This window comes from Ktedonospora formicarum (genome assembly GCF_016587355.1).
Lineage (GTDB): Bacteria > Chloroflexota > Ktedonobacteria > Ktedonobacterales > Ktedonobacteraceae > Ktedonobacter > Ktedonobacter formicarum.
This window is the reverse complement of the sequence record NZ_BNJF01000001.1, coordinates 2668527-2681952: the sequence shown is the minus strand read 5'-3', so window position 1 is coordinate 2681952 and position 13426 is coordinate 2668527. Positions and strand designations below refer to the sequence as shown.

At 50.7% G+C, this 13426-nt stretch carries 14 protein-coding genes, 1 pseudogene and 1 other annotated feature; of the genes and pseudogenes, 12 read left to right on the top strand and 3 right to left on the bottom strand.

The genetic code is table 11. The features are described 5' to 3' along the window. Positions 1–153: 153 nt before the first annotated feature. The 12 genes and pseudogenes from tuf (at position 154) to K3T82_RS11510 (ending at position 10755) form a co-directional block, all read left to right on the top strand. Positions 154–1358, top strand: a pseudogene (gene tuf / locus K3T82_RS11565) (elongation factor Tu). A 116-nt stretch (positions 1359–1474) separates the two neighbouring features. Next, on the top strand, positions 1475–1645 hold the full coding sequence (gene rpmG / locus K3T82_RS11560) for a 50S ribosomal protein L33 (protein ID WP_220193610.1): 171 nt from the start codon (positions 1475–1477) through the stop codon (positions 1643–1645). A gap of 75 nt (positions 1646–1720) precedes the next feature. Further along, positions 1721–2098, top strand: coding sequence for a preprotein translocase subunit SecE (gene secE / locus K3T82_RS11555; RefSeq protein ID WP_220193609.1), 378 nt, complete (start codon positions 1721–1723; stop codon positions 2096–2098). A gap of 32 nt (positions 2099–2130) precedes the next feature. Further along, the gene (gene nusG, locus K3T82_RS11550; protein WP_220193608.1) at positions 2131–2721 is read left to right on the top strand and encodes a transcription termination/antitermination protein NusG; all 591 of its coding nucleotides are present in this window, start codon (positions 2131–2133) and stop codon (positions 2719–2721) included. Positions 2722–2848: 127 nt separating this feature from the next. Further along, positions 2849–3271, top strand: a complete 423-nt coding sequence (gene rplK / locus K3T82_RS11545) for a 50S ribosomal protein L11 (RefSeq protein WP_220193607.1) — start codon at positions 2849–2851, stop codon at positions 3269–3271. Between the two features lie 145 nt (positions 3272–3416). Next, a complete protein-coding gene (rplA, locus tag K3T82_RS11540; protein WP_220193606.1) occupies positions 3417–4127 on the top strand; it encodes a 50S ribosomal protein L1 in 711 nt (236 codons plus the stop codon). 66 nt (positions 4128–4193) lie between these two features. Next, positions 4194–4388, top strand: a sequence feature (ribosomal protein L10 leader region). Between the two features lie 62 nt (positions 4389–4450). Next, positions 4451–4987: a 50S ribosomal protein L10 gene (gene rplJ, locus K3T82_RS11535; protein ID WP_220193605.1), complete on the top strand. Its 537-nt coding sequence runs from the start codon at positions 4451–4453 to the stop codon at positions 4985–4987. Positions 4988–5096: 109 nt separating this feature from the next. Then, a complete protein-coding gene (gene rplL, locus K3T82_RS11530) occupies positions 5097–5477 on the top strand; it encodes a 50S ribosomal protein L7/L12 (RefSeq protein WP_220193604.1) in 381 nt (126 codons plus the stop codon). A gap of 349 nt (positions 5478–5826) precedes the next feature. After that, positions 5827–6096: a 30S ribosomal protein S15 gene (rpsO, locus tag K3T82_RS11525; protein WP_220193603.1), complete on the top strand. Its 270-nt coding sequence runs from the start codon at positions 5827–5829 to the stop codon at positions 6094–6096. Between the two features lie 414 nt (positions 6097–6510). Next, positions 6511–8919, top strand: a complete 2409-nt coding sequence (locus K3T82_RS11520) for a polyribonucleotide nucleotidyltransferase (RefSeq protein WP_220193602.1) — start codon at positions 6511–6513, stop codon at positions 8917–8919. Between the two features lie 189 nt (positions 8920–9108). Further along, a complete protein-coding gene (locus K3T82_RS11515) occupies positions 9109–9750 on the top strand; it encodes a uracil-DNA glycosylase (protein WP_220193601.1) in 642 nt (213 codons plus the stop codon). A gap of 486 nt (positions 9751–10236) precedes the next feature. Continuing rightward, positions 10237–10755: a L,D-transpeptidase gene (locus K3T82_RS11510; RefSeq protein ID WP_220193600.1), complete on the top strand. Its 519-nt coding sequence runs from the start codon at positions 10237–10239 to the stop codon at positions 10753–10755. Between the two features lie 56 nt (positions 10756–10811). Here the strand turns inward: K3T82_RS11510 and K3T82_RS11505 are convergent, their stop codons facing one another. From K3T82_RS11505 to yjjX, 3 genes are all read right to left on the bottom strand, one after another. Continuing rightward, on the bottom strand, positions 10812–11315 hold the full coding sequence (locus K3T82_RS11505) for a hypothetical protein (RefSeq protein ID WP_220193599.1): 504 nt from the start codon (positions 11313–11315) through the stop codon (positions 10812–10814). Positions 11316–11535: 220 nt separating this feature from the next. Further along, a complete protein-coding gene (locus K3T82_RS11500) occupies positions 11536–12630 on the bottom strand; it encodes a peptidoglycan-binding protein (protein ID WP_220193598.1) in 1095 nt (364 codons plus the stop codon). Between the two features lie 63 nt (positions 12631–12693). Beyond that, positions 12694–13236: an inosine/xanthosine triphosphatase gene (gene yjjX / locus K3T82_RS11495; protein WP_220193597.1), complete on the bottom strand. Its 543-nt coding sequence runs from the start codon at positions 13234–13236 to the stop codon at positions 12694–12696. Positions 13237–13426: the final 190 nt, after the last annotated feature.

Below are 13426 nucleotides of genomic sequence, written 5' to 3'. Positions count from 1 at the left end.
GAATTGATCGTCCATTCCCTTCCCGTTGGTAAAATAAATAGGAAGATATTTTTCAAGGAATGCGATCATGTATCAGGGGGCGGCTGCTGCATGTCTACACCCCCCCATTGCTGTCTGATCGCAAGAGGATTGCAAAGGAGCCACATTTAAGAAATGGCAAAGCAGAAGTTCGAGCGTACAAAACCACACGTTAATGTGGGTACCATTGGACACATCGACCATGGCAAGACGACCCTGACCGCGGCCATCACCAAGACCCTGGCCTCTGCTCAGCTTGCCAAATACACGGCCTTCGACCAGATCGACAAGGCCCCGAAGAGCGCGAGCGCGGTATCACCATCTCGATTGCTCACCTGGAATACCAGACCGAGAAGCGCCACTACGCTCACGTGGACTGCCCTGGTCACGCCGACTACATCAAGAATATGATCACCGGTGCCGCTCAGATGGACGGCGCCATCCTGGTGGTCAGCGCTCCTGACGGCCCCATGCCTCAGACGCGCGAGCACGTCCTGCTGGCACAGCAGGTTGAGGTTCCGGCGATGGTCGTCTTCCTCAACAAGTGCGATATGATGGAAGATGAGGAGCTCCTTGAGCTCGTCGAGCTGGAAGTCCGTGAGTTGCTCTCACGCTATCAGTTCCCTGGCGACGATGTGCCTGTCATCCGTGGCTCGGCCCTCAAGGCGCTGGAGAGCAAAGGCGATCTGACCCGCAACGATCCGGATGCCAAGTGCATCTGGGACCTGATGGACCAGGTGGACGAGTACATCCCAACGCCCCCACGCGCGACGGACAAGCCGTTCCTGATGCCAGTAGAAGATGTCTTCGGCATTAAGGGTCGCGGTACCGTGGCGACGGGTCGTATCGAGCGTGGTGTCGTGAAGGTCGGTGAGAACATAGAGATCATCGGCATGAAAGAGGACATCCGCACGGTGGTGGTGACCGGTGTTGAGATGTTCCAGAAGACGCTGGACGAGGGTCAGGCGGGAGACAACGTCGGCTGCTTGCTGCGTGGTGTTGAGCGCACGGACATCGAGCGTGGTCAGGTCCTGGCGAAGCCAGGCTCGATCAAGCCGCACAAGAACTTCCTGGCGCAGGTGTATGTGCTCTCGAAGGAAGAGGGTGGTCGTCACACGCCATTCTTCAACGGGTATCGTCCTCAGTTCTATGTCCGCACAACGGACGTGACGGGATCGATCAAGTTGCCGGAGGGAGTGGAGATGGTGATGCCAGGTGATAACATTGAGATGACGGTCGAGCTGATCCAACCGGTCGCGATGGAAGAGGGCGTGAAGTTCGCCATTCGCGAAGGTGGTCGCACCGTCGGTGCTGGCATCTGTACGAAGGTTCTTGCATAATCGAAGGCTTGTAAACGCATGGGCGCTCAGCAGCAATGCATGTTGCGCCCATGTTCTTTCCAGGTCGCTCGATCTAACAGATCTTCTGCAAGCCAGGCAACATAACGGAGAATATCATGGCTAGTAAAGGCAAAGAGAATCGCATCGTGGTCACGTTGGCTTGCACAACCTGCAAGAGCCGCAACTATTCCACGGAAAAGAACAAGAAAAACAATCCTGATCGCCTCGAATTGCGCAAGTTCTGCACAACTTGTCGAGAGCATGTACCCCACCGTGAGACCAAGTAAGATAGTAGGGTATGTGTGTGCTAGTGCTCGCACTAGCATACGTGTACGATCTCTACTGATCGAGAAAGGCTGAACGTGGCAAACAAAATGGCCGAGAAAAAGAGAAATACTAGCCGGAGTCAAATGGCTGAGGCGAAGGTGAGCGGTAGGGAGAAGGAGCAGCCAGCTAAGAGCGCAAAAACGGCACCTAAGACAGGTTCCAGAGAGAGAAGCCGAGCCGCGCGCCGCGAGCAGCGTGGTAACTCGACCTGGTCGCGTTTTCGTAATACTCGCTTAGGTGGGTTCTTTGTTGACTCTTACTATGAACTCCGCCACAAGGTGACATGGCCTACCTTCGAACAGGCTCGCAATTTGACTATCGCTGTGATCGTCATTTCTGCTGCGGTTGGGTTGTTTCTGTGGTTGATTGACCTGGGTCTTTACCAACTTTTCCTGCTTATTAATGGTAAATAGCTTCGTCACCAGGCGACCAGAAGGGGAAAACCGTGTTTACTGAACATACCAGTGAGAATGATAGACCTGATGCCAAAGTCGGTGTTGATACCGAAGAGCGCGCCTGGTTTGCTATTCATACCTATTCGGGATACGAAAACAAAGTGCGTAGCCACCTTGAGGCTCGTATCGCCTCTATGGATATGCGCGGGAAAATCTTCCGCGTAATTGTTCCTATGGAGGAAGAGGTTGAGATTAAGCAGGGGCAGCGTCGGACAGTTCAGCGTAAGGTCTTTCCCGGTTACGTACTCGTGGAAATGATCATGAGCGATGAAGCCTGGTATGTTGTACGCAACACCCCTGGGGTTACAAGCTTCGTTGGTTCTGGTAATCGCCCAATTCCTCTCCAGGAGCACGAGGTTAGAACGATCTTAAAGCAGGTCACAAAAGAGACTGAGAAACCCAAGGCCAAGATCAGTTTTTCCAAGGGCCAGAGTGTTCGTGTTATCGATGGACCGTTCGCGGATTTTATTGGTACGGTCAGCGACTTGAATATGGATCGTAACAAGGTCACTGTACTCGTATCATTCTTTGGTCGCGAAACCCCGGTCGTGCTGGACTTCCTACAGGTTGAGAAGATCTAACAGATTGCCCAACTTGCATAAGTCCTGATTGCAGCAAGTGAAACACGTTGGACGAGCGGAGTTTCTAGCTGAGTTTTGATGGCAAACAATTCGTCCATTCGTAATTCTTGAGGAGTTTACACGGTTTATGGCTAAGCGTATTAAGGCTGTTGTACGCCTACAAATTCCAGCGGGTAAGGCAAATCCTGCACCCCCAATTGGTACTGCGCTCGGTCCTCACGGCGTCAACATCATGATGTTCTGTAAGGAATACAACGCACGTACCGCTGATAAGGCTGGTATGATTATCCCAGCTGAGATCACCATTTATGAGGATCGCTCATTCACCTTCGTGACCAAAACTCCGCCTGTCTCTTATCTACTGAAGAGTGCTGCAGGCGTCGAGAAGGGATCTTCGGTTCCGAATAAAGATAAAAAAGGCTCGATTACGCGTGAGAAGCTCCGCGAGATCGCCGAACTGAAGGTCCAAGATCTGAATGTGAATAGCATCGAGGCGGCTGAGCGCACTATTGAAGGCACCGCCCGGAGCATGGGTATTACAATCGGCTAAGATCTTTTGTGAAGACTAGGTCACTGAAGCCGTTAGCGCTAATGGGCTCAGGTTTTCTCACAAAGAGTAAGTCGCACATTCGTTGACCTTGCATTGGCCCGAGAGTCACTGCGGTGGTTTAGCCTCAAGGAGGGCTTTCATTTCTATGGCAACTCAGAAACATGGCAAAAAGTACCTGGAGGTCAGCAAGCTGCTAGAAGCAGAGAAGCTGTACGAGCCCAGGGAAGCCGTCTCACTCCTCAAGAAACTGAATTACGTTAAGTTCGATCCTACCGTCGAGCTCCATATGAAGCTTGGCGTCGACCCACGCCACGCCGACCAGATGGTTCGTGGTGTGGCAATGCTACCTGCTGGCACCGGTAAGGAAGTTAAAGTCCTGGTGTTTGCTCAGGGCGAAAAAGTCTCAGAAGCCGAGACTGCTGGTGCGGATTTCGTAGGTCTCGATGATCTGATCAAGCAGATCGAGAGCGACTGGTTGGGCTTTGATGTCGCGATTGCAACTCCCGATGTCATGGGCAAAGTTGGCCGCCTCGGTAAGAAACTGGGTCCCAGGGGCTTGATGCCCAGCCCAAAAGCTGGTACTATTACTTTCGACCTCGCCAGAACCATTCGTGAGGTTAAGGCAGGACGCGTAGAGTTTAAGGTCGATAAGACTGCTTTACTGCATATTCCTGCTGGCAAGCTTTCGTTCAGCGAAGAGGCGCTGATGACGAACATCTCGTCAGTTGTTGACGCGGTGGTACGTGCTCGCCCCTCTGGCGCGAAAGGCACTTATGTGAAGAGCGTTGTGCTGACATCAACAATGTCACCTAGCATTCGCCTGGATGTCGCAACAGCTCTGGCACTCAAGCCTTAGTTTTATAACGTAAATCGCTTTTGTATGAATTTTCCACTGTTCACCAGGATAACCCTTGTGTGAGCAGATTCTAGATAAGCGCAACCGAAGACAGCAAGCACGCCTAGCGCGTTCAAACGATGCCCTTGGTATCAGCTTGCCGAGGAATGCGTGTCATAACGTGGAGCCTTAGCCATAGTATCGTGTGCTTGTGGGCCCATGTATAAAGATACGTAATACCTCATGCCTTCGGTTGCTTCCGAAGGCTTTTTTCTTGCCCTGTATGTTCTACATCATGGGGTTTCGAATAGATTTTCACTTTCCGGGAAAGGAGGATGAGCAACATGCCAACGCAAGCAAAGGCTCAGTCAATCGATGAATTAACTGAGAAATTGGGCCGCGCGACTATTGCTATCCTGGTCCAGACACAGGGACTTTCGGTCAAAGACATGAATGATCTGCGCAAGAAAATGCGTGACGCCAGTGTCGAGTTCAAGATCGCGAAGAATACCCTGCTGCGCATCGCCAGCGAGCGCAACAATATGACCGAGCTTGATACAAGCATTTTCAACGGTCAAACTGCCGTCGCTTTCGGTTACGATGATGAAGTGGCAGCCGCCAAGGCTATTGTCGACTATACCGGCAACTCCAAGGTGGTCGTGCTCAAGTCTGGCATTCTTGCTGGTCGTACATTGAGCGCCGAGCAGGTTGAAGGTATTGGTAAGATCAAAGGTGGCAAAAACCAGATAAAGTCTGAGGTTGTTGGTACCATTCAGGGTCCGTTGTCCAATGTCTTCAATGTTATTAGCGCTCCTATGCGCGAGTTGTGTTATGTCTTGCAGAACCATGCCGAGCAATTGGGTGGGGCGAGCGCTGAGTAATCATTTTTATTCACAAACTGTCTTCTACGAAAAATCAATTCCACTTGAGTGGTGGGCGTTTAGGGCCCGGGTTTTCGGAAGGTGGTATCTATCTTAGGAGGAACTAGACATGTCCGTTGAGAGCATCATTACAGAGATCGAAAAGTTGAATGTCCTTGAGCTCGTTGAGCTGAGCAAGACCCTTCAGGACAAGTGGGGTGTGAGCGCTGCTCCCGCCGCTGTTGCCGTTGCTGCTCCCACCACTGGTGGCGAGGCCGCTCCAGCCAAAGAAGAAGAGAAGACCGAGTTCGACGCGGTTCTCACCGAGGTTGGTCCTAACAAGATCAATGTCATTAAGGTCGTGCGCGAGCTCACCGGCCTGGGCCTGAAAGAGGCGAAGGCTGTGGTTGATGAGGCTCCAAAGCCCGTTAAAGAAGCAGTCTCCAAGGAAGAGGCCGAGCGCATCGCCGCCAAGCTTGCTGAGGCTGGCGCGAAAGTTACTATTAAGTAACTTTCCTCTCTTTGAAGCTTCAACAGCTTCACTGATACAAAAGCATGAGACAGGGATGATACAATTATCCCTGTCTCCTTTCCAACATTGACGGTGTGCTTTTTACCTCCCCCTTTCCCCGATGCAGAGGTTTGGCCCCTTCTCCGCTGGAAATCCCTTCAGCCTGACCAGAAATAGTAAAGGCTCTTCAAACGCTTTCCATCCGGCTTTTGCAGAAAAGTGACCCTGACAAACTAAAAGCTGATCCGCAGGCCGCATTTCATTGCGCCCTCTAGTGATCCATGCTATAATGCTGAAAGATATCATGTCTATCCCAAATTTCCTAAACAGTAGGAGGTGAGTTAGAAGCGTGGCTTTGACAGTTGAAGATAAAGCACAGTTGATTGCGGATTCCCGCATGCATGAGACCGATACCGGGTCTCCTGAAGTTCAGGTAACTATCCTGACCACTCGGATTAAGAACCTTACAGAGCACCTCAAGGTGAACAAGCAAGATGTGCACTCACGACGTGGTATGCGTTTACTCGTTGGACAGCGCCGACGCCTGCTTGTATATCTGAGTAAGAAAAGTCCAGAACGCTATCGTGCCCTGATTGCTAAATTAGGATTGCGCGGTTAAAAGTTTCTGCGAAAGCCGTTTGGATGTGGTTGATGCGGTCGGCGCAATCCTGGCGCACGCCTTAGCGTTCGCTCGACCGCTGCACCTTTACTCTCCTCAAGTTTGATTTCATGTCATTGTGTTGTTTGTGTTGAAGGAAGCTAGAGACGAAAGAACGAGCGAAGACGATTGGCAGAAGAGGGTTGTATTCTCCCACACAGGAACGAACCAGCACACATGCGCCGCTAGAGCTAAGAAGATGCGATTAAATCATTTATAGCTATGCTTGCGCAAAACAGTACATTTCACAAGTAAGCGATTTGCACCCAGTTGTTATATGAATGAAGAGATGGGCCGGCAAGATAACAGATCCTCTTTGAAGAGCTTTAACACACTTTCTGGTTTAGGTATCGGGTGCTATTAGTCGGAGGAAATATGATTCACCGTCAAGAAGCCGTCATAGGCGGCCGTGTCATGAGCATTGAGACCGGTCGCGTGGCTGAGCAGAGTAGTGGCGCAGTGCTTGTGCGCTATGGTGACACTGTGATCCTGGCAACTGCGGTTGGCAGCGATGAACCCCGCGAGGGTATTGACTTTTTCCCGTTAACTGTAGATGTTGAAGAGCGTATGTATGCTGCCGGTAAAATTCCTGGTGGCTTTATTAAGCGTGAGGGTCGCGCAACTGAGCATGCAATTCTTGCCAGCCGACTTACTGATCGCCCCCTTCGCCCTCTCTTTCCCAAAGGTTATCGCAACGACGTTCAGATTGTGATTACCGTTCTCTCCGTTGACCAGGAAAATGATCCCGATATTATGGGCATTGTCGGTGCGTCCGCAGCGCTCTCTATTTCGGATATTCCTTTTTCGGGTCCCGTTGGTGCGGTCCGTGTCGGATATGTGGATGATCAGTTCGTGATTAATCCATATGCATCGACTATGTCACGCAGCAAGCTTGATCTGACTATTGCTGGTACTGCTGACGCGATTATGATGGTTGAGGCTGGCGCAAAAGAGCTGCCTGAAGATATGATGCTAGAGGCGCTACGTCTTGGTCATGAGGCCCTGCAAGATATTATCAAGATGCAGGAAAAACTCGTTCAAGCTTGTGGTAAGCCCAAGCGGGTCTTTGAGGCACCAGCCCCCGATGCGGAGCTTCAAGGTAAGGTTGCCGAGTTCGTACGCCCACGCTTTGAGGCGGCGGTCAATAATTCAGATAAAGCCGCACGCTCGGCAGCACTGAGCCAGGTGCAAGATGAACTGGTAACGGAACTAGGCGCGCAGTACCCTGACCGCTTGAAGGAAATCATTTCTTTCTACGAGAAGGAATTGAAGTCCTATGTGCGAAATACCATTCTCGATACAGGTGTACGTCCCGATGGTCGCGATACTAAGACCATTCGCCAGATTACCTGCGAGGTTGGCTTACTGCCACGCACACATGGCTCGGCTCTCTTCACGCGCGGTCAAACACAGGTGTTGAGTGTGGTAACTCTAGGGTCGCCAGGTGAGGAACAGATTCTCGATGGTCTGGGCTTGAATGAGAACAAGCGCTTCATGCATCACTACAACTTCCCTCCTTATTCGACAGGTGAGAGTAAGCCGCTTCGCGGTCCTGGCCGTCGTGAGATTGGTCACGGTGCTCTGGCTGAGCGTGCGGTCTTGCCAGTAATCCCAACGCAAGAGGAATTCCCATACACCATTCGCACCGTGTCGGATATCCTCTCCTCAAATGGTTCGACCTCCATGGGATCTGTGTGTGGCACAACTCTCGCGCTGATGGACGCTGGTGTGCCCATTCACGCCCCTGTCTCAGGCGTCGCTATGGGCCTGATTACTGGCGAGGGTGAGCGCGAAGGTAAGTGGTCTGTGCTTTCCGATATCCAGGGTATCGAAGATGCTCTTGGCGATATGGACTTCAAGGTTGCTGGTACGGCTGATGGCGTGACTGCCTTGCAGATGGATATCAAGGTCAAGGGAATCACGTACGAAATTATGGCGAAAGCTCTTGAGCAGGCACGCGAAGGCCGCATGTTTATCATGGAGAAGATGCTGGACGCTATTGACGCGCCACGCGAGGACCTCTCCAGCTACGCGCCACGTATTCAGAGTATCAAGATCAATCCCGACAAGATTGGCGCAGTGATCGGACCAGGCGGTAAGATGATCCGCAAGATTCAGGACGAGAGCGGCGCGAAGATTGATATCGAGGATGATGGTACTGTCAACATCTCGGCGACCTCTGGTGAGGCCATGCAGCGTGCGATGGATTCCGTTCGCGCCCTGACCGAAGAGGTTGAGGTTGGTCGCATCTATACCGGAACAGTACGCCGCCTTGTCGATTTCGGCTGCTTCGTCGAAATTCTCCCTGGTAAAGAGGGTCTGGTACGCACCTCGCAGCTTGCTGATTATCAGGTAATGCGCCCTGAAGATGTGGTCTCTATCGGCGACGAAATCACCGTGATGGTGATTGAGGTCGATGGTCAGGGCCGCGTTAATCTGTCGCGCCGTGCTGCGTTAAGCGGTGAAATGCCCAGCCAGGCCGAGATTGAGAGCGATCGCGGTGGTCGTGGTCGTGGTGGCCCCGGCGGTAGTCGTGGTGGTTATGGTAGCCGCGAAGGTTCGTCTTCTGGCGGGCGCATGGGTGGTGGCTATGGTGACCGTGGCGGTTATAGCGGTGGTCGTGGTGGCTATGGCGGTGATCGCGGTGGTGACCGTGGCGGTTATAGCGGTGGTGGTGACCGTGGTTTCGGTCAGCGCCGTCCAATGGGGGGGCCAAATCGCTCACCCAGTGGTCCACGCCGTGATGGTGGTTTTGGTCAGCGCTCGACTGATCGCCGCTGGTAATTACAATCAAAAACAAATAAAGATTTGGGCGACCTTGTGTCGCCCAAATTGTTTTCGCGCGGCGGTTCTTTCACATATTGGTGCAGATAATTCGAAGTACCTGCATATTACATATGTAGGTGTACCTTGGGAAGGCGATGTCTCCGCAAGAATAAATTCCCGAGGTGTTAGGAAAATGAGGTATATGCTATGTCATCAGAGGAAACACTGAGAGAGGTAGCAGCAGAGGTTTCTACCTGTTCCAAATGTAATCTCTGCAAAGGTCGAACTCGGGCCGTTCCCGGCGAAGGTAGCACCAGCGCCAAAATTCTTTTTATTGGCGAAGGCCCTGGCTTCCACGAAGATAAACAAGGACGACCATTCGTGGGTCCCGCAGGACAATTCCTCGATGAACTTCTGGCTAGCATCAATCTTAAACGCTCTGATGTCTTTATCACGAACGTTGTCAAATGTCGCCCCCCACAGAACCGTGATCCTCAACCCGAGGAGATCTCAGCTTGCGATGATTATCTAGATCGTCAGATTGAAGCTCTGAAGCCAAATGTAATTGTTACTCTGGGGCGCTTCTCCATGGCAAAGTTCTTTGGCAATGAGAGAATTAGCGCGATTCATGGACGGGCGCGCAAGAAGGACGCTGGCTATATCTGTATTGCAATGTATCATCCAGCGGCAGGACTCCATCAAGCTAGCCTTAAGAATGTGATTCGTGAAGATTTTAAGAAAATACCCCTGGTAATCGCTGAAGCCGAACGCATGGCGGCCGTGGCTCCTAAAAGCGTTACTCCACCCAAACCCAAAGAAGAGCCCCCACAGCAACTATCACTTTTCTAAGGTCTTATGCAAAAACCAACACCGCGCTGCCGCGACTAGCTAACGTTCAGGCAGTGTTGGGGTGCATTTCAATAAGAGCACACTCAGGTTTTTGTCTAAGGCGTGAGTAAGAGCGAAAAAGAGAGGCTAAAGGATTACGCGCAATCCTTTAGCCTCTCTTTTTCGCTCTTATTGATGAGCTTGTTAGCTCAGGCAAAATATATATGTAACGTTATTGATGTTACCTTACTAGCAAGCCTTACGAATAAGGGCGGTTACGGATGATGCGTAATTGATGATTACAACTCATTCTGTGCCTATATCCCCTAGATATTGAGAAGATAGTTGTTTCCCCCTATAGACAATATCATTCGCCCTTATTCTTATAAGATGAAAGGAGCGTACAGGTTTTCAGGCAGTTTGGATTGTTGTTTGCCTGTGCGTGGTGGATTGTGTGGAAATGGTGACTTTTGTGCATTGAAGTGCATGGAAGGAGCGGAGAATACTATGAAAATAGGCTCTAAGCGTTTTCTCTTTATATCGATTATAGTCTTTTGTTTCTTGCTAAGCATTGCGATTCTACCCCTGACTATGCGTGCGGTGCATGCACAAGATAATAGTAACTCTGAATCAGCGAAGAAGATTGTCGTAGACATTTCGGATAGAGAATTAGTTGCTTATGAAGGTGATGAGGAGGTATTTGATACCCTGGTGACAACTGGGCGTAAGGGATTGGAAACCCCAACCGGAAAATTCAGCGTTTTGCAGAAACTTAGCCCGACAACCTTTAATTCCCCCTGGCCTAAAGGGTCGCCTTATTATTATCCCCCAACACATATTAACTATGCTTTGGCTTTTAAAGATGGAGGCTACTTCCTGCATGACGCGACCTGGATTACACAATTTGGACCGGATGAGACTGACGATAATCATAGCTCTCATGGCTGTGTAGGTATGCCTCTGGATGCAGCGAAATGGCTGTATAATTGGGCTCCTATTGGGACACCAGTAATTATTCAACCCTAACTAGATAGTGTTGTACGCCATGGGCTAGTAGATGGCGTACAACACCCGCTCTCTGTTTATTCGGTCGTCGCACCTAAAACAAATGCTTCAATCGCATTTAGACGCCCACGCCAGTAGGGCAACTTCGTCTTATGCCCACCACTTAAAATGGTAATGTTACGTAAATGAACGTACTCAAAGAGCACTGGCAGTCCGGCAGGTCCGACTTCGGGTTGGTCGGCTGGCGGCACCAGATTTGTATAAAACTCCCGTAAGAAGTCGGCTGTGTCGGGGTCCTCCTGACGATACATTTCCTCATATAGCTCAATATGAAAGCGCGCATAGGTCAGGGTGCTGATTATCGAACCAAAGATGAGCTGACCTGACATCTGAAGCATGACTGGGAATTCTTGATTTGTCTGCTCCGCAAGCTTGATCCAGAATTGCAGGGCAATATCCTGCTCCCCATATTCTTTCAGCCAGATGTTGCGCCGTTCTGTCCTGGTGATGGGGCGGAAGTTGGGGTCCATCGATGGTAGTTGCTCCGCACCGTTTTGCTCTTGTGCTGGTGTATCGGACATAAAGAATGTGACCTCCTGAGGGCAATGTATATATATTTCTAAGTAAGTGAGAAGTTAATACGATCAGTATATATCATATTTGATTACTGGAGCCATGCCTGGCGCATCCTGGTACCGTAATGTGTAAGGGGGTATGCGTAAATGGTAGGCTAAGCCATCTCACCATTTACACATACCCTCTTAATTACAGGGCTACATACTATCTTGATCTTACTCGTTACTAGGCGTAGATCTGATCATCACGCCAGATCTGAATGTGCTCTTCGATATACTCAATGTAGACGTGCTCATTGTTGTGATCGGCCTGGGGAGCGTAAACAGGTACAATCTGAGTTATGGTATACAGGTGATTCTGATCCAGATATAGCTCGCGGATCAGTCGATACCAATCTTCAATGCCTTCAGACCAGGAACCATATTTGCGGAAACTTCCATTTCCCTCAGTGGCGAGGCAAATATAGCCGGCGGTACAACGAATATTGCCCAGGCTGTGCGTCTCCACAGCGATGCCATAGAGGCCAAAAGAGCTCTCATGCCCAAAAAAGGCCAGAGCGAAGGCTGGATCAATGCCGTACTTTACGCCATTGTCATAAATCGTTTGTCCTAGCCCTTGAGCCGGGGAGTGATAGTATGCCAGCACCCGATTGATAAATGTTGCGTTGATAGTTGGCTTCTGATCCAAACCGTAAAGGCCATGAAGGCTGCTGCTGGAAGCTTTGTTTGTTGTGCTTGGATGTGATGGCTTGGATGTGGTTGTACTGGTCCGAAACTGACCGATATGGTTGCTTTTCTCCTGTGTCGCGGTTGTTGTGAGGAGGCTCATCCATGTGCGGATACCAGCCACTCCATCAGTGTTTAGCCCCGTGTGTTGCTGATATTTACGCACGACCTTCTCTGTCTCTGGACTAAATATGCCATCATCGTTGAGTGTGAAACCAGCGCGGTTTAATAAGTATTGGAGCGCCATAATCGCGTAGCCCTGATCTCTAAGCTTGCCCGCTTTGATGAGTTTGGGCCAGGTTAATGCTCCCACGATGCCGTCTGTGCGCAAATTGTTCTTGGCCTGAAAGTTCTTGAGTGCTATACCAGTCGCTTGATCATATGTGCTGGTAAGGTCCAGAGAGTAACCCTGATCCTTCAGCAGATATTGAATGGCGCGTACGTTTTTGCCACTGCTCCCTGGTGTGTAAACCGGCCAGGTGGCGGTGGTAATGCTGGTCGCATGCGCCGTGCCACCTGTGAACAGGTTGACCCCGATGAGCGCTAGAAGGAGCAGCAAGGCTCTCTCTATCCTTGAGAGGGCTTGTCTCTTCATGAACGTTTCCATCCCTGTTGAAATAACAATTCACTTGCCAATGCAGTGGATTAGGCGAACATCCTATTTCTCTTTCGATTCGGGAAAGAGGTGGGGATGCACAAAGCGTGCCAGCGCCGCTACCACGCCATCAGAGTAACAACTGGCACGCGTCAGGGCATTTCCCGTCATCAGACCAAAGTGGCCTTCAGCTTGTTTGCTGTTCTGGCGCTCGAAGATGGTATCAATCACATCTCCTAGCTCCATTCCTTCGCGGATCATCTTGAGCATGGCTTCCGGCACGACGAGTTTAATGGTGGCGCCTGTTCCCTGATGTCCTTTGCTGTCGGTGACCACGATCCAGCCACAGTCAAACCATATGCCGCCAGTCTCTTGCAGCCCACCCTCTAGTCCGACGCCATAGTCTGCTCCTAGCGCTTCAAGTGCTCTTACAGCCCGGTTACGCGCGCCGCGAATACTCTCTTCATCGCTCATGGGCTGGGCTCCTACTCCTGATCTCACATCAATACCACTCACTTCCCATTCCTGCTCAGGCCAGATGCGCTTGAATGCCAGCGCCACGGCCTCTATCTTGACCGGGTTTCGCGATCCTACCGCAACACGCACGTGTAACCTCACAATCTCTAATGGTGGTTATTCTCTTTTAAACTACCATAATATATTTTTGTCTTTTTGGCAAGAAAGTTCTATCTATCGATAGTGTATTCCAAATTGGTTCAGGCAGTGGAATCGCTCGGTGAAGCAAACCTTAGAGTGAAGGGGAATGTGCGCGTAACATTTTTCACGCACATTCCCC